Below are 16,527 nucleotides of genomic sequence, written 5' to 3' on the forward strand. Positions count from 1 at the left end.
GTTGTTCAACATCAGTAGCAAAGGCTTAGTACAATCGAATTTAGACGAAAAGTACCAGGTTGCTAAAGCCCGTGTTGAAAGAACAAAAGCAGATTTTGAACGCGCAGAGGAGTTGATTGGGGAGCAAATCATCGGGCAAAAAGAATACGAGCGCCGTAAGATGGAGTATTCCATTGCCCAAGCCGAGTTTCAAACATTGGCCAATGGGTATCATACAGGCGGGATATCGGCAACGGCCTCCATGTCTGGTATAATAAAAAATGTGCTGGTGAATGATGGGCAATTCGTGGAAGAAGGTACCCCTTTGGTCGAGATCACCAGTAATCGCAGATTGCTTTTACAAGCCGAAGTATCACAAAGCTATTTGCCAAAATTACGTTTTGTCAAGTCGGCGAATTTTAAGACCTCGTATCAGGAAGAAGTACAATCTATTGATGATTACAATGGAAGATTGGTTTCCTACGGCAAAGTAATGGAGCAAGGCAGCAGTTTTATTCCAGTTTTATTCGAACTGGATAATTTGCACGAATTGATTCCCGGTTCTTTTGTAGAATTATTTTTATTGACCAGTCCCATCGAAAACGCCTTGGTTGTTCCCCGATCTGCGCTGATGCAAGATTATAGTTTGAATTACGTGTATGTCCAAACGAGTGGTGAAAGTTTTGAAAAACGAGAAATAACCTTGGGTGTGGATGATGGCGTTAATGTCCAGATTCTTTCGGGTATTTCCGAAGGAGAATGGGTAGTAACTGAAGGTGCTTACCAAATAAAAATGGCATCTATGTCTTCCACTATTCCTGCACACGGACACGAACATTAATCACAAACTTAAATCTTTCAAAGATGATAAAACGACAGTTTAAAATAAAAACCTTGTTGTTACTAGGATTGGTTTGTGCAGTAACAACCTTGAGCATTGGGCAAAGTAAATCTATTGATTTAGAAGAAGCATTAATCATTGCCCGTGAAAATTATGCGGGGCTGGAACGAGACAGATTAGTTGTTGACCAGCAGAATAGATTAGCGGCAACCCGTCTTCCGCTTCAACCCACCCAACTGTACTTTTCAGGAGAAGAATTTGGAGCTAACAACCAATCAGGTATCCATTCTTTTAATGTTCAGCAGAATTTCTACTTACCCAAGGCCTCCAGAGTGCAACAAGCATTTTACCAGCAAGGTGCTATAGTTGCAGAAAAGCAATTGGCTTTAACTGATCACGAGCTAAAACGGCAAGTAGAGCTGGTTTACTATCAACTCCTCTACGCGAAACAAGAACAGGAATTGGTGGCTGAAAATGTAGCATTATACCGTAACTTTTTAGCGGTCACTACCAAGCAATTGGAAAGTGGGGAAACGGGAAGGATTCCACAATTGTCCGCTCGCTCCCATTTGGGGCAAGCTCAACTGGAACAAGAACACGCTTCCGAAAAGCATCAAATTGCGTTAACCATGTTTAACCAGTGGTTGCAGTCGGATACTTTATATGAAGCTCAGGGAGAGCTGCTTCCTCCTGCCTCCTCTAGTCTAAGTGATACTTCCTTGCAAAACAATCCTCACCTGCAAATTATTCAGGCACAACAGGAATTGGCAAGTGCTGAAGTAGAAACAGTGAGTGCGCAACTGTTACCCCAAATCAATTCGGGTTTCAAACTACAAACGCAATCGGGTAACTTTCCTTTGTTTGGCTATCAAATCGGTGTGAATGTCCCGCTGTTTCAAAAGGCATATCAAGGGCGAATTGAAGCCGCAGAAGTAGGCGTAAAGGTGCAGGAGGCTGCTTTAAAGGCGAAAGAACAGGAGCTAGTGAAAATGGTTACCGAACTCAGATATCGCCTGAAACACCAGCAACATATCCTAGAATACCTCACCGAGAATTTGACCCCGATAGTCAATGAACAGCGGGAGGTCAATTTGAAGGCTTATCAAGAGGGAGAAATAAGCTACCTGGAATATCTGGATGGTTTGGAACAAGTGGTGAAAGTGAAACAACAATATTTGACAGCCTTGTATCAATTCTATTCTTTGCAGGTAGAATTAGATTATTTGCTAGGACAGTAACTATCAGAGAGTCTGTCTTCAAAATAAAAAATAATGCTTAATAAAATCATACAGGTTTCTTTACGAAACCGACTCTTAGTCTTGGCATTATTCGCCTTGATTATGATAACGGGTGGATATATCGCTTCTGAAATGGATGTGGATGTTTTCCCCGACCTGACTGCTCCAACAGTCACCGTTCTGACCGAAGCTCACGGCATGGCCACGGAAGAAGTAGAACGACTCGTTAGCTTTCCGATTGAATCAGCACTGAATGGGGCACCAAATATTCGCCGTATTCGTTCGTCTTCCGCAATGGGTATTTCCATTGTCTGGGCAGAGTTTGAATGGGGAACAGATATTTATAAAGCTCGACAAATTGTAGCTGAAAAGTTAGCGACAGTGGAGAGTAAGTTGCCAGAAGGCGTAGAAAATCCCACCCTTGCACCTATTTCCTCCATCATGGGAGAGATTATGTTGTTAAGTTTGAGTGCTGACAGTTTAGCTCCAATGGAATTGAGAACCATTGCCGACTGGAATATCCGACCTCAATTATTGGCGATCAATGGTATAGCACAAGTCATCGTAATTGGGGGAGGGTACAAACAATATGAAATTGCGGCATCTCCTGAAAAGATGAAATATTTCAATGTTTCATTGACGGAATTAGAACACGCAGCGGCGGCATCTACCCGCAATGCTTCTGGTGGCTTTATCAATGAATATGGCAACCAATACATCATACAAGGAGAAGGCAGAACGAATTCTGTGGAAAAAATTGGACAAGCTGTAATTAAAATGGAAGGCTCGAAACCCATAAAAATTGAAGATGTGGCAGAAGTTCGCATTACTGCCGCTCCGAAAATTGGGGATGCTGCGGTGGCCGGAAAGTCGTCGGTTATTATGACGTTAATGAAACAACCGAATGCCAACACTTTGAAGCTAACGGAACGCATTGACGAAACAATGGATGGAGTACAAAAACAACTACCCAGCGGCGTAGAAATGAACACCCATATTTTTAGGCAGTCTGATTTCATTCAGGCTTCCATTGATAATCTGCAAAAAACGCTACTCGAAGGTGCATTGTTTGTCAGTATTATCCTTTTCCTTTTCCTACTCAATTGGCGAACAACGGCGATTTCTTTGATAGCTATCCCCGTCTCCCTTTTGGTAACGATTATTGTATTAAAACTCTTTGGGTATACCATTAATACCATGAGTTTAGGTGGGATGGCAATAGCGATTGGTGCATTAGTGGATGATGCGATCATTGATGTAGAAAATATCTTTAAACGACTCCGGGAAAACATCAGTAAACCAACTCGTGAGCGACAAGCTGCATTAAAGATCATTTACGATGCATCAAGCGAAATCAGAAATTCGATTCTGATTGCCACACTCATTATTATTACGGCTTTTACCCCCCTCTTTTTCCTAAGCGGAATGGAAGGACGACTATTACAGCCTTTGGGCGTTTCCTTTATTGTGGCCATTTTCACCTCTCTTTTTGTGGCGGTTACTTTGACGCCTGTTCTAAGTAGCTACTTATTAACAGATGAAAACCGTCTGCAACACCAGGCAAACGGTAGTTGGGTCGAAAGAAAAGTAGCGGCTGTTTATCGAAGGATACTTCAATCAGTTTTAAAAGCCCCGCGTTTGGTCATCATGTCGGCTATCGCTTTATTTATCGTTTCTGTTTTATTACTCACGGGCTTGGGTCGTAGTTTTCTACCAGAGTTCAATGAGGGCTCTTTGGTGATCAGCGTAGTAACACCTCCTGGAACCTCATTGGAAGAATCCAATAAGGCGGGAGCTTTGGTGGAGGAATTCATGCTGGAAATGCCGGAAGTCGCTATCACCTCCCGAAGGACAGGTCGGGCGGAAATGGATGAGCATGCACAGGGTGTAAATGCTTCTGAAATAGATGTGCCTTTCACCTTGAGTAACCGAAACGAAGAGGCCTTTTTAGAAGAGGTACGAACCAAATTATCGGTTGTTCCTGGGGCAAATATCACGATTGGACAACCCATTGCCCACCGTATTGATCACATGCTTTCGGGGACGCGTGCAAACATTGCCATCAAAATTTTTGGAGCAGACTTGAATAAACTGTTCTCTACCGGCAATCAGATAAAACGAGAAATCGAAAGCATTCCTGGCCTGGTAGATTTGAATGTAGAACAGCAAATTGAAGTCCCGCAAATCCGCATCCTCCCAAATCGGATTATGTTGGCCAAATATGGTATTCGCTTAGGCGACTTTATGGACCATATAGACGTCGCTTTTGCAGGAGAACGCGTAGGGCAAGTCTTTGAAGGCCAACGTAGTTTTGATTTAGTAGTGCGCTACAATGAACAAAACAGAAATACGGCAGAGGCCATTAAAAACAGTTTGATCGATGCCAATAATGGTAAAAAGATCCCCCTGCACTATGTCGCCACTGTTGATGTGACTGGTAACCCAAACTCTGTTAATCGCGAAAATGTTCAACGGAAAATTGTTGTTTCTGCCAACGTAGCCGGGCGAGATTTACGAAGTGTCGTCAATGATATTCGAGCTAGCATTGATGAAAACATTATGCTGCCCGAAGGTTACCGCGTAGAATATGGCGGTCAATTTGAAAGCGAAGAACGAGCCACCCGAATGTTACTCATCACCTCTATTGGTGCAATATTATTGATCTTCTTGCTACTGTACCTGGAATTTAACGACCTCAAATTGGCAGGGATTGTGCTGATGAATTTGCCCTTAGCCTTGATTGGTGGGGTATTCATCGTCTACTTTACAACGGGTATTATTTCCATCGCTTCCACCATAGGGTTTATCAGCTTATTTGGCATTGCTGCCCGAAATGGTATTTTGCTAGTTAGCCGCTATCAGGTCCTTCAGGAAGAAGGGCTGAATCTCCGAGATACAATCATCGAAGGCTCGCTGGACCGCTTGAATCCAATTTTGATGACTGCTTTAACCACAGGCTTGGCACTTATTCCTCTGGCATTGGCCGGAGGACAAGCAGGAAACGAAATTCAAAGCCCGATGGCGATCGTCATTTTAGGGGGGTTGATAAGTTCTACTCTTCTGAATTTAGCGGTCATTCCAGCTATCTATAAATGGAAAAGCTAAAATTCATTTTTTGTAAAACAGAAGTAATCAGACGTTGGGGAGTAAAAAATATCCTCAGCGTCTGTTATAAGAAGTAAAACCATCATGGATAGTTTAACGCAAGCTGCCTTAGGGGCAGCAATTGGTGAAGCTTTTTTAGGTAAAAAAATCGGTAATAAGGGTGCAGTTATTGGAGCTGTAGTTGCGACAATTCCAGACCTTGATGTTGCCTTGTATTTATTTTACGATAAGTTCCAAATGCTTAGTATTCACCGGGGGTACAGCCATTCTATTTTATTTAGTCTCTTGGGCGCGTTCTTGATTGCTTACACACTACAACGTATCAAATGGACAAAACTAGTAAGCTACAATAGGCTTTGGATATTTAGTTGGTTAGCTCTATTTACCCATATGCTGCTGGATACTTTTACGGCTTATGGTACACAATTGTTCTTACCCTTTTCTAATAACAGAGTAGGCTTTGATAGCATTAATATTGTTGATCCAGTCTATACCGTACCGCTGTTAGTTGGTTTGCTATGCAGTTTAATATTTTTAAAAAACAAGCCTTCCAGAGGTATTTACAATTATTTAGGAATTGCCATTAGCACCCTCTATTTGCTCGGCACTTTGGGGGTCAAGGAACACGTTGAACAGCATTTTCGTACAGCATCAGCGCAGCAGAATATTGCTTACAATTCCTTACTCACTGTGCCGGTTGGGATCGCTAGTCTTTCTTGGTACGGAGTAATGAAAGCAGAGAATGGCTTGTACCTGGGTAAATACCCACTGCTAAAAGAGGAGGAATCTGCCTTTGCATATTTTCCAATCAATGAACACCTTCTGAACGAAATCCCGCCAGTGGCTGCGGAAACGATGCGTTGGTTCGCCAAAGGCAATTATACGGTTACCAGAGATCAGGAAAAAATAAGAATTTATAATCTACAAGTCGATATGAGAGGTATCGTAAAAGAAGGGGAAACAAAAGCACCAACAATGGGTTATTTCGAGATAACCCCAAAAGCCGATGCTGGCTTCCTTTTCTCATCAGGAGCGCATCAACAGCAAGAATGATGACGCGTTATCAACGCTCATTATGATTTCGACAATCATAGACCCAAAACTTGCGTCGTATTTCACTTTTTTAGAAAAATAATGATCGGTTTTTCGACTCCGTCTCAACTTGCTCGTTGTATCCAAATAATTTGCTCTTTATAAAAGAAGCAAATGAACAAAGCGATTTAGGAGAAAATTGGAATTATTATTAACCGATCGGACTCTACTCGGAGATAACTTCTAAATGCCATTGTGTTGCATTAGAATTATACCTACATTTGCGATTCAATGAAAATAGCACTTCACATATTTACTTTCTATATTTTTGCCCTATCATTATTTCCTTGTGGTGATGGGGGAAGTGGTATTGTTGAAATCACCTATCAATTTTTCGAAGTCGAGCACCTTAGTAATTCTGATCATCAGGAGCATTCTAAAGATTGTGGTGATGACACTTGTTCTCCTTTTTGTATTTGCAGTTGCTGTGCTTCTGCCTTAGATGCTCCCGCCAAGCTCCCGTATTTAACAAAGAGCATTCCTCTTCCTGCAAAAACAATCCCTTCTTTTCTTCATAATGAAGTCTCGTTTGCTTTTATCCATCCTGTCTGGCAACCGCCAACCTTTAGCTAAACCATTTTAGTGGGATTCCTATGCCCACACCCTTTGTATTTACTGGTTTAACTAAATCTTAATTTCAACATGTTTGATAAAATTATCGCTTATTCTATACAGAATAAGTTTGTGATAGGGCTATTGGTAGCAGCCCTGATTGTCTGGGGATTGTTCTCCTTGCGACAACTCCCCATAGATGCCGTACCGGACATTACCAACAATCAGGTACAGGTGATTACCGTTTCGCCAACGCTGGCTACCCAGGAAATAGAGCAATTTATTACTACTCCTATTGAATTAGCTTTACAAAATATTCAGCAGTTAGTTGAAGTTCGCTCCATTTCCCGCTTTGGCTTATCGGTAATAACCGTCGTTTTTGAAGAGGATATGGATGTCTATTTATCCCGCCAACTCGTTAGCGAATATCTTAAGGAAGCAGAAAGTGATATTCCTGAAGGCTTGGGTACGCCGGTAATGGCTCCTATTTCGACGGGCTTGGGGGAAATATATCAGTACGTCGTTCGTCCTGCGGAAGGCTATGAAGATCAATATTCTCTGACGGAATTAAGGAGTATACAAGACTGGATTGTCAGTCGCCAATTATCTGGAATTGAAGGTGTCGTAGAAGTGAATACGATGGGTGGCTATTTAAAACAGTATGAAGTAGCCGTCAGCCCCAATCTGCTAAAATCAATCGGGATAAGTATTACCGATGTCTTTACCGCCCTCGAAAATAGTAACGAAAACACGGGTGGGGCTTACATTGAAAAAAATCCCAGCACCTATTATATTCGGACAAAAGGAGTTGCCCAATCGCTGGAAGATATAGGTAACATCGTCGTAGATGTACGCAATGGTAGACCCATTTTAATAAAAGATGTAGCAACCGTTCAGTTTGGAAAAGCCCCCCGTTACGGAGCATTAGTCCGTGATGGAGAAGAAGCCGTTGGCGGGCGGGTAATCATGCTCAAAGGGGCAAATTCTGCCGCTGTCACCGAGCGGGTCAAAGAACGAGTAAAACAAATCGAAAAATCTTTGCCAGCAGGAGTCCTCATCGAAGCTTATTTGGACAGAGATAAATTAGTCTCCACCGCCATCGGCACAGTCAAAACTAACCTCATTGAAGGGGGCTTGATTGTCATTTTCATTCTAGTTCTAATGCTGGGGAATTGGCGAGCAGGGTTGATAGTGGCATCAGTCATTCCTTTAGCCATGTTGTTTGCGGTTTCGATGATGAATTGGTTGGGTATTTCTGCCAATTTAATGAGCCTGGGAGCAATTGATTTCGGATTGATTGTAGATGGAGCAGTGATTATTGTTGAAGCAATTGTTCACCGTTTGCAAGTCGGTTTCGCTGGGCAAAAACTTACCCAAGTCCAGATGGACAAAGAAGTACAAACGGCATCTGTAAAAATCAGAAGCTCTGCCGCTTTCGGAGAAATCATCATTCTGATGGTTTATATCCCGATCCTGGCATTGGTTGGTATTGAAGGAAAAATGTTCAAACCAATGGCCGAAACCGTTATGCTGGCTATTGGTGGAGCCTTGATCCTTTCGCTAACTTATGTTCCTATGATGTCGGCTTTATTTTTAAATAGAAATATCTCCGATAAAAAAACAATCGCTGATCGGATTATTGCCTTTTCCCAAAGTTTATATACACCGGTTCTGAATTTGGCATTACGATTTAAAGCCATTTTCGTGCTGGCTACCGCCGCGCTTTTCGCCATCAGCTTACTCGTTTTCAGCAGAATGGGTGGAGAGTTTATCCCCACCTTAGATGAAGGGGATTTAGCCATGCAACAAATACTTCCTCCTGGTACTTCACTTTCGCAGAGCATCGAAATGTCCAAGTTGATTCAGCAAAAGTTGCTTACGGATTTCCCCGAAATTGAAGATGTAATCGTTAATATCGGTGCCGCGGAAATACCTACTGATCCGATGCCTGTAGAGATTGGCGATTACACCCTGGTAATGAAACCGAAAGCAGAGTGGACCAGTGCGAGTAATCGGCAGGATATGTTCGAAAAAATCGAAGCGTCATTAAGTGTTTTCCCCGGAGTGGGTTATGAATTTTCGCAACCGATTCAGCTCCGATTCAATGAATTAATGACGGGTTCTAAAGCGGATATAGCCATAAAATTGTACGGAGAAGACCTGACTCTATTGTATAGTAAAGCCAAAGAGGCTGAAAGCCTGATTACTAAATTGGATGGAGTGGGTACCGTAAATGTGGAGCAAACGATTGGTATGCCGCAGATTGTCATAAATTTCAAATATGATAAGATGGCACAATATGGTTTGCAGGTCAAAGAAGTCAACCAAGTAGTTCGTGCTGCCTTTGCTGGTGAAAGTGCTGGTACGATTTACGAAGGAGAAAAACGCTTTGATTTAGTAGTACGATTAGCGGAAGATTACCGGGAAAGCATCGAGGATGTCCAAGAATTGTATATCACTTTAGACAATGGTACACAGGTTCCGCTTACCGCCGTGGCCGATGTGGAGCTTATTGATGCTCCTATGCAAATTTCCCGCGAAAACACGAATCGTCGGATTGTTATTGGCGTAAATGTAGGAGACACAGACGTAGAAACCTTAGTGGGGAATATTCAGGAGGAACTTGATGACAAAGTCGAATTACCCGCAGGTTACTATTTCACTTACGGGGGGCAGTTTGAAAACCTTAAAGCGGCAAATGCCCGTCTAGCTATTGCCGTTCCATTAGCTCTTGCCCTCATCTTTATTCTCCTGTTTTTCACGTTCGGTTCCGTCTCGCAAGCAGCCTTGATCTTTACGGCTATCCCTCTTTCTGCCATTGGCGGTATTTGGGCGTTGACCTTGCGTGGTATGCCATTCAGTATTTCGGCCGGGATTGGTTTTATTGCCTTGTTCGGTGTCGCGGTACTAAACGGAATTGTCTTGATTGGCTATTTCAACGAATTAAAAAAGGAAGGTATGGTTAATATCAGGGAACGCATTCTCAAAGGCACCAGTGTCCGTTTGCGTCCCGTATTAATGACTGCTTCGGTGGCTTCTTTAGGGTTCCTGCCAATGGCATTATCCAACTCAGGAGGAGCGGAAGTACAACGCCCGTTAGCGACCGTCGTTATCGGAGGGCTGATTACGGCTACCTTTTTGACATTGGTTGTTTTACCGATCCTGTACAGTTGGTTAGCACAATGGCAAGAAAATAGAAACAACCCTTCCTTACCAAAGGGTGGAATGTTGACCATTATTCCTTTGCTGTTCGTCGTCTTATCGGCTCAAGCTCAAACGCAGCCAGTGACGATGAATGAGGCCGTTGAAATCGCTCTTGCCAATAATCCTTCGGTACGGGCCGCTGAAATGCAGTCCCAACAAGCGCAAAGCTTACAGAATCTGCCGTATAGCCTGGGTGCCACCGAAATAAGCTATCAGGGCGATGGCTTGTTCCGAGAAAATGGTCAGCAGGTGAATCAAATTGGCATCGTGCAAAACATTCCTCATCCAGCGAAAACGAAAGCGCAAAATCACTTGCAGGATCAGCTCGTTGCTCGAAGTAGCCTACGCAAGCAGTTTACGCAAAAGGAGCTGGCATTTGAAGTTCGACAGACTTACCTTGAATTGCAACAGCGCAAGGAGTTGGGGCAGCTTTACGAACAAATGATGCAGACTTACCAGCGGTACCTTGATATGGCACTGGTGAGGATAGAGGCAGGAGCGTCGAATCGAATCGAAAGCCTGACCTTAAAGTCAACGCTGGATGAGTATAACCTATTGCTGAATCAAACCCGATTGCATATCAGCAATCTGGAAAAGCAATTGGCGACTTTGCTAAACACCACCGATAGTATCACATCAACCGATAGTTTATCGCTGATAACGACCAATGTATCAGACAGCCCTATGACATTGCAGGTGCAATTGGCACAGCAAAACATCCAGGCTGAACAAGCAAATGTTGATGTACTCAAAGCGCAAATAAAACCTGATTTCAATGTGGGGTACGCTACTCAGAATTACTTTGAGGACGGTTGGCTGCATGGCTTACAGGCAGGCGTACAAATTCCCCTTTTTAACCGGCAAACCAAACAAAAAATAGCAGCCCAGGAATTGCAGGTACGGGTAGCGGAAACTCAATTGGAAGCTGAACGCTTGCGCAGTGAACAGCAATTGCTGGCCGCTAAAAACACTATTCTATTTTACGCGGCGGGAGTAACTTATTACGAAGCGCAATTGAGCACCTTGAATCCTGAATTGGAGCGTATTTCCCAGCTCAACTATGAGGCTGGAGAAATTTCCTACCTCGAATTGCTGAATACCCTGAAACTACTGGCAAACAATAATGAAAAGTATTGGGAGCAAGTTTTGGCTCACAACCGAGCCGTAGTGTTGTATCAGTTTTTGTCTAATCAATAAAATAATCACACCATGAAATATATAAATCAGTTTTTCTTGCTCGTATGCTCAGTACTAATGATACTGCTGCTTGTCGCTTGTGGTCATGACCACACCGAAGAAGATGGTCACAATCACGATTCTGAAACAGCAGCTCACTCCGAAGAGGACGGACATGGTCACGAAGGGGAAGAAGAACACGAAGAAGGGGAAATTCATCTCAGCAAAGAACAAGTGGAAACGATGAATATTCAGTTTGGAGATTTTTCCAAAATAAAAATCAATGATTACATAAAAGCGACGGGGACTTTAGGGCTTCCGCCAAATGCATTAACATCTGTAAGTGCTAAAGCCAATGGGTTTATTCAGAACAGCAAAAAATACGTAGAAGGGAGTTATGTAAAAAAGGGAGCATTGATGGCGTATCTGGAAAACCCTGATTTCATTCAGCAACAACAAGCCTATCTCGAAGTAGCCGCAGAATTAGTATATGATCGTCAGGAGTTATCTCGCCAACAAACCTTACTGGCAGCTGAGGCTGGTGTTGAAAGGAATGTGCAAAAACTAGCGGCGGAAGTAGCCATGAAGACGGCTACCTCCAAAGGGATTGCCAAGCAACTATCTTATTTGGGTATCAATGTGAACGACCTGACAACAGAAAATATAATACAACGTATTCCGATCTACGCTCCGATGTCTGGCTATATCACTTCCATCAAAATGCACAATGGGATGTACGTTACACCTGACTTGGAATTAATGGAAATCGTTGACGAAAACCATCTGCATTTAGAGTTGGATATATTCGAAAAAGATATTGCAAATATCAAGGAAGAACAACGGATCAGTTATACCGTCCCTGCGTTGGGCAATACGGTTTACGAAGGTGAAGTACATATTATTGGTAAAGAATTTAATACCGAAAACAAGACCGTCCGTATTCATGGGCATTTAGAAAAAGAACGTCCCAAATTTATCAAGGACTTGTTCCTGGAAGCAAAAATTTGGCTGACTGACCAAACCGTAAATGCGTTACCGGAAGGTGCCATCATTAAGGATGGAGCATCCTCCTATATCTACATAACTAACTCTCAGTCAACTGAAGAGGAACTTAAATTTGAGGCAGTCAGGGTTATTGTAGGAACAACCGATAATGGTTTTACCTCTGTGAAATTAATTGATGCTATCCCGGAGGGAATGAATATTGTAACGGAGGGTGCATACTATGTATATGCTCAGTCGAAGGCAGGAGAGTTGGAGCATGAACATTAAATCAAACGAGGTAAAATGGACATTTCTTATTACGATAAATTCTCAAAAGTCTATGATTGGCTCTCCCCGAAGTGGTATTATCACAATGCTCGGAATCATGCCATTCAACAATTAAGACTAAAGCCAGGACAGACGGTTTTAAACATACCCTGTGGGACGGGACAGAATTTTGAATACTTCCAAGAGTATTTGAAAGGTACAGGCTCTATCATCGGTATCGACCTATCGGAAGGCATGTTAGAGAAAGCAAAAGACAAGAAAGCAGCGAAGGAGTGGCAGAACATCCAAATTTACAGAGAAGATGCTACCCAAGTTGATACCAATTGGATGATAAACAACTTTCCTCTCTCTACAAAAGTAGATGCCATTTTGTGTGATCTTGGACTATCAGGTTTTCCTCAATGGGAAATGGTCATTGATAATATGCTCGAACTTCTGAAACCTGACGGAGTTTTAGTAATAATGGACTGGTATCTTCCTATACCAAGCTTGCGAGGAGAGTTCATAAAATGGATTGGTGGTGGAGAAGTGAATCGTCCTATCTATCAATATTTAGCAAACAAAGTTTCTGATTTCTCAGTCAATACGTCCTTTAATCGAGGAGGTGTATTCGTAGCGGCGGGAATAAAGAAATAACAATAAAGCTTAAAATCATGCTGAACATTCATCACGAACCCAATACCAATATTTTAATGACAACTGCCGTCAATAAACTCTCGCAAGATGATTACGACCGGTTTATACCGCTTGCCGAATCAATCATTGAGGAACATGGCAAATTGCGATGGTACTTTGAAATGGAGGATTTCGACGGTTGGACCTTGGAAGCCCTTTGGTCAGATGCCAAATTCGATTTTAAACACCATGATGATTTCGAAAAAATAGCAATGGTCGGTCGCAAAGACTGGATGGACTGGATGACCCAATTGATGAAGCCTTTTACTTCTGCTGACATACGCTTTTTTGAATTGGAAGCACAAGCAGAAGCAAGAAAATGGATAAAAGCATAAAACATCAATATGGCTCATTCGCATTCTGACAATAAAAACGTCGCCACTGCCTTTTTTCTCAACCTTGGATTTACCATCATTGAAATCATCGGAGGCTTTTTAACCAATAGTATCGCTATTCAATCTGATGCCTTGCACGATGCAGGTGATACTATTTCTTTAGGGTTTGCGTGGTACTTCCAGAAGTTATCCAAAAGAGGGCGAGATAATAAATACACCTTTGGTTACAAGCGGTTCAATACTTTGGGGGCTATGATAACGGGAGTGGTCTTGGCGGCAGGTTCTGTTTATATTTTGATTGAAGCCATTCCGCGTCTGCTCAATCCTGAAGAAACCAATGTACAAGGGATGATCTGGCTGGCAATATTGGGCGTATTTGTCAATGGTTTGGCCGTTTTACGGCTAAAAAAGGGTGGAGACAGCCTGAATGAGCAAGTGATGACTTGGCATTTATTAGAGGATGTTTTAGGTTGGATAGCAGTATTAATCGGTAGTGTAATGATGTACTTCTATGATGCGCCGTGGATTGACCCTGCACTTTCTATCGGAATTACTTTATACGTTTTGTTAAATGTAGTAAAGAAACTACAACGAGCTGGTAAAATAATTTTACAAGCCGCTCCGGATGATATTGATGTACGAGCAATTCAAGAAAAACTGGAAAGTGCAACTGGTGTAAAGAAAGCTCATCATATCCATTTATGGACATTAGACGGTGAGTATAACCTATTGTCTGCTCATATCCAAACCAGTGAAGATAGAACAGTCTCAGACTTAGAATCAACGAAAGAGGAAATACGCTCCGAATTAAAAGGACAGTTTCACATCGACCATATTACCTTAGAATTTGAACCGGTAGAGAAAGAACATTCTACCGAAAAAAATTAATAAAAATGAACGAACATATTCCCCATCCTCATCCACCTGTATACGACGAAAACGGTAACCTCATCTGCTGTAGCCTGGAGGAAAAGATCGACGCGAAAACGCCTCCCCAAATTGCTCCGCGAGCGGAAGTGCATCACGCGGAAGATGGTCACGACCATTCACATGGCCACAGCCACGAAGGTGGCTTGGGTTGGAAAGCATACTTGCCTGCTTTAGTCAGTTTGATCCTGTTGCTTTCAGGGCTGGCGGCTGAGCATTTATTAAACCTTGAATTTTTCCAGGGATGGGTAAAAGTCGTATGGTACACCGCTGCGTATTTGCCCGTTGGTTTCCCTGTCATAAAAGAAGCATGGGAGGCCCTCAGAAAAGGAGAAGTATTCACGGAATTTTTCTTAATGTCAATTGCCACCATTGGGGCTTTTGCGATCGGGGAATACCCTGAAGGGGTGGCAGTTATGTTGTTCTATGCAATTGGGGAGCTGTTCCAAACTGCTGCAGTCCAAAGGGCCAAGAACAATATCAAGGCATTGCTCGATGTCAGACCAAATGCGGCCAGCGTATTGAAGGGAGGAAAATACGAAACGGTTGATCCCGAAACGGTACAAATTGGCGATACCATACAAGTCAGGGTCGGCGAAAAAATACCTTTAGACGGAAGTTTACTTTCGGAGAAAGCGGTGCTGAACACTGCGGCCTTGACCGGAGAAAGTAAGCCGCAAAATGTCCTGACCGGGGAAAAAGTATTGGCGGGTTCCATCAATTTAGACGGCGTGGTGGAATTGAGTGTAGACAAACTATTCAATGATAGTTCTATTGCCCGCATTCTGGAATTGGTGCAAAATGCAACTGCTAGAAAATCAAAAACGGAGTTACTCATCCGTCGGTTAGCGAAAATCTACACGCCCATAGTCGTGTACTTAGCGATAGCGATCTGCATCGTCCCGTACTTCTTTGTGGAGGACTACTTGTTTACAGAGTGGTTGTATAGGGCGTTGATTTTCTTGGTGATTTCTTGCCCTTGTGCATTGGTTATTTCTATTCCACTCGGATATTTTGGGGGATTGGGAGCAGCCTCTAAAAATGGATTGTTGTTTAAAGGAGCAACTTATCTCGACCAATTGACCAAAGTAAATACCCTGGTGATGGACAAAACGGGAACCGTTACCAGAGGCGTTTTTAAGATCGAGGATATCGTTGTTGCAGCAGATTATAAGGAAGAAGCCTTTATGACATTGCTGATGGCACTTGAAGTAAAGTCTACTCATCCAATCGCCAAGGCCATTATGGAGTATCAGGGGGGACAAACGCTTACGGAAGCAACCGATATTCAGGAGATCGCTGGAAAAGGATTAAAGGGTAACGTGGCAGGAAAGACTGTCATAGCGGGGAATAAGAAATTGATGGATCAATTTGGAGTCAATGTTCCAGCGGAGACCAATAGTATTGTGGAAAGCATTGTGATGGTGGGTGTCGATGGGCAATTTGCGGGCTATGTTACTATTGCTGATGAACTAAAAACAGATGCCAAAGAGACCATCCAGCAACTTCAAGCGGCAGGTATAAAGCAACTGATGATGCTTTCCGGCGATAAGGATTCCATCACGCAAAAGGTGGCTAAAGAGCTAAATATTTCAGCGGCCAAAGGGGGGCTATTACCCGAGGATAAATTAAATGAAGTAGAACAAATCAAAAAAGACCCTAGTAAAATAGTAGCTTTTGTGGGTGACGGTATCAATGATGCTCCCGTATTAGCGGCCAGCGATGTAGGTATTGCTATGGGCGGATTAGGCAGTGATGTAGCTATTGAAACTGCTGACGTAGTTATCCAAACCGATCAGCCTTCCAAAATTGTGATTGGGATTAAAATCGGTAAATCAACACAACGCATCATCTGGCAAAATATCGCACTGGCTTTCGGGGTCAAAGTTATTGTTTTAATTTTGGGAGCAGGTGGTTTAGCTACGATGTGGGAGGCTGTTTTCGCGGATGTAGGAGTAGCATTATTGGCTATCTTAAACGCGGTAAGGCTACAGCGGATGTCTTGGAATTAAGGTTCGATTCTATTGCATGATCTTTATTTAAATTTTAACGAAGATGAAATTCTATTGGAAAATGCCCGACGGACTTCGTCCATATTATCAAGAAGAGTTAAGAGCTTGTTGGGAAATTT

General features: G+C 42.7%; 11 protein-coding genes. All 11 read left to right on the forward strand.

All coding sequences use genetic code 11. The features are described 5' to 3' along the window. Positions 1 to 820, forward strand: an 820-nt coding sequence (locus ACRBG0_RS10660; protein WP_431486875.1) for an efflux RND transporter periplasmic adaptor subunit, incomplete at its 5' end; no start/stop codon positions are given. Positions 821 to 843: 23 nt separating this feature from the next. Continuing rightward, positions 844 to 2,058, forward strand: coding sequence for a TolC family protein (locus tag ACRBG0_RS10665; RefSeq protein ID WP_431486876.1), 1,215 nt, complete (start codon positions 844 to 846; stop codon positions 2,056 to 2,058). Between the two features lie 33 nt (positions 2,059 to 2,091). Further along, positions 2,092 to 5,163, forward strand: a complete 3,072-nt coding sequence (locus ACRBG0_RS10670; RefSeq protein ID WP_431486877.1) for an efflux RND transporter permease subunit — start codon at positions 2,092 to 2,094, stop codon at positions 5,161 to 5,163. A gap of 84 nt (positions 5,164 to 5,247) precedes the next feature. Further along, on the forward strand, positions 5,248 to 6,216 hold the full coding sequence (locus tag ACRBG0_RS10675) for a metal-dependent hydrolase (RefSeq protein ID WP_431486878.1): 969 nt from the start codon (positions 5,248 to 5,250) through the stop codon (positions 6,214 to 6,216). 270 nt (positions 6,217 to 6,486) lie between these two features. Beyond that, a complete protein-coding gene (locus ACRBG0_RS10680; protein ID WP_431486879.1) occupies positions 6,487 to 6,828 on the forward strand; it encodes a hypothetical protein in 342 nt (113 codons plus the stop codon). A gap of 69 nt (positions 6,829 to 6,897) precedes the next feature. Next, positions 6,898 to 11,208 carry a CusA/CzcA family heavy metal efflux RND transporter gene (locus ACRBG0_RS10685; RefSeq protein ID WP_431486880.1) on the forward strand — a complete coding sequence of 1,437 codons (4,311 nt, stop codon included), beginning with the start codon at positions 6,898 to 6,900 and terminating at the stop codon, positions 11,206 to 11,208. Between the two features lie 12 nt (positions 11,209 to 11,220). After that, a complete protein-coding gene (locus ACRBG0_RS10690) occupies positions 11,221 to 12,459 on the forward strand; it encodes an efflux RND transporter periplasmic adaptor subunit (protein ID WP_431486881.1) in 1,239 nt (412 codons plus the stop codon). Positions 12,460 to 12,474: 15 nt separating this feature from the next. Beyond that, the gene (locus ACRBG0_RS10695; RefSeq protein ID WP_431486882.1) at positions 12,475 to 13,095 is read left to right on the forward strand and encodes a class I SAM-dependent methyltransferase; all 621 of its coding nucleotides are present in this window, start codon (positions 12,475 to 12,477) and stop codon (positions 13,093 to 13,095) included. A gap of 17 nt (positions 13,096 to 13,112) precedes the next feature. After that, positions 13,113 to 13,469 (forward strand): STAS/SEC14 domain-containing protein, encoded by a 357-nt coding sequence (locus ACRBG0_RS10700; protein WP_431486883.1) that lies wholly within the window; start codon positions 13,113 to 13,115, stop codon positions 13,467 to 13,469. 9 nt (positions 13,470 to 13,478) lie between these two features. Then, entirely contained in the window at positions 13,479 to 14,357 is an 879-nt protein-coding gene (locus tag ACRBG0_RS10705) for a cation diffusion facilitator family transporter (RefSeq protein ID WP_431486884.1), read from the forward strand. 5 nt (positions 14,358 to 14,362) lie between these two features. Next, positions 14,363 to 16,408, forward strand: coding sequence for a heavy metal translocating P-type ATPase (locus ACRBG0_RS10710; protein ID WP_431486885.1), 2,046 nt, complete (start codon positions 14,363 to 14,365; stop codon positions 16,406 to 16,408). The last annotated feature ends 119 nt before the right edge of the window (positions 16,409 to 16,527 follow it).

Origin of the sequence: Lewinella sp. (assembly GCF_050633125.1) — a bacterium.
In the GTDB taxonomy this organism is placed as follows: domain Bacteria; phylum Bacteroidota; class Bacteroidia; order Chitinophagales; family Saprospiraceae; genus Lewinella.

What these genes read in the sequence shown, in the direction of transcription:
- ACRBG0_RS10665 (WP_431486876.1), top strand. Translation starts at nt 844, where the DNA reads ATGATAAAACGACAGTTTAAAATAAAAACCTTGTTGTTACTAGGATTG.
- ACRBG0_RS10670 (WP_431486877.1), top strand. Translation starts at nt 2,092, where the DNA reads ATGCTTAATAAAATCATACAGGTTTCTTTACGAAACCGACTCTTAGTC.
- ACRBG0_RS10675 (WP_431486878.1), top strand. Translation starts at nt 5,248, where the DNA reads ATGGATAGTTTAACGCAAGCTGCCTTAGGGGCAGCAATTGGTGAAGCT.
- ACRBG0_RS10680 (WP_431486879.1), top strand. Translation starts at nt 6,487, where the DNA reads ATGAAAATAGCACTTCACATATTTACTTTCTATATTTTTGCCCTATCA.
- ACRBG0_RS10685 (WP_431486880.1), top strand. Translation starts at nt 6,898, where the DNA reads ATGTTTGATAAAATTATCGCTTATTCTATACAGAATAAGTTTGTGATA.
- ACRBG0_RS10690 (WP_431486881.1), top strand. Translation starts at nt 11,221, where the DNA reads ATGAAATATATAAATCAGTTTTTCTTGCTCGTATGCTCAGTACTAATG.
- ACRBG0_RS10695 (WP_431486882.1), top strand. Translation starts at nt 12,475, where the DNA reads ATGGACATTTCTTATTACGATAAATTCTCAAAAGTCTATGATTGGCTC.
- ACRBG0_RS10700 (WP_431486883.1), top strand. Translation starts at nt 13,113, where the DNA reads ATGCTGAACATTCATCACGAACCCAATACCAATATTTTAATGACAACT.
- ACRBG0_RS10705 (WP_431486884.1), top strand. Translation starts at nt 13,479, where the DNA reads ATGGCTCATTCGCATTCTGACAATAAAAACGTCGCCACTGCCTTTTTT.
- ACRBG0_RS10710 (WP_431486885.1), top strand. Translation starts at nt 14,363, where the DNA reads ATGAACGAACATATTCCCCATCCTCATCCACCTGTATACGACGAAAAC.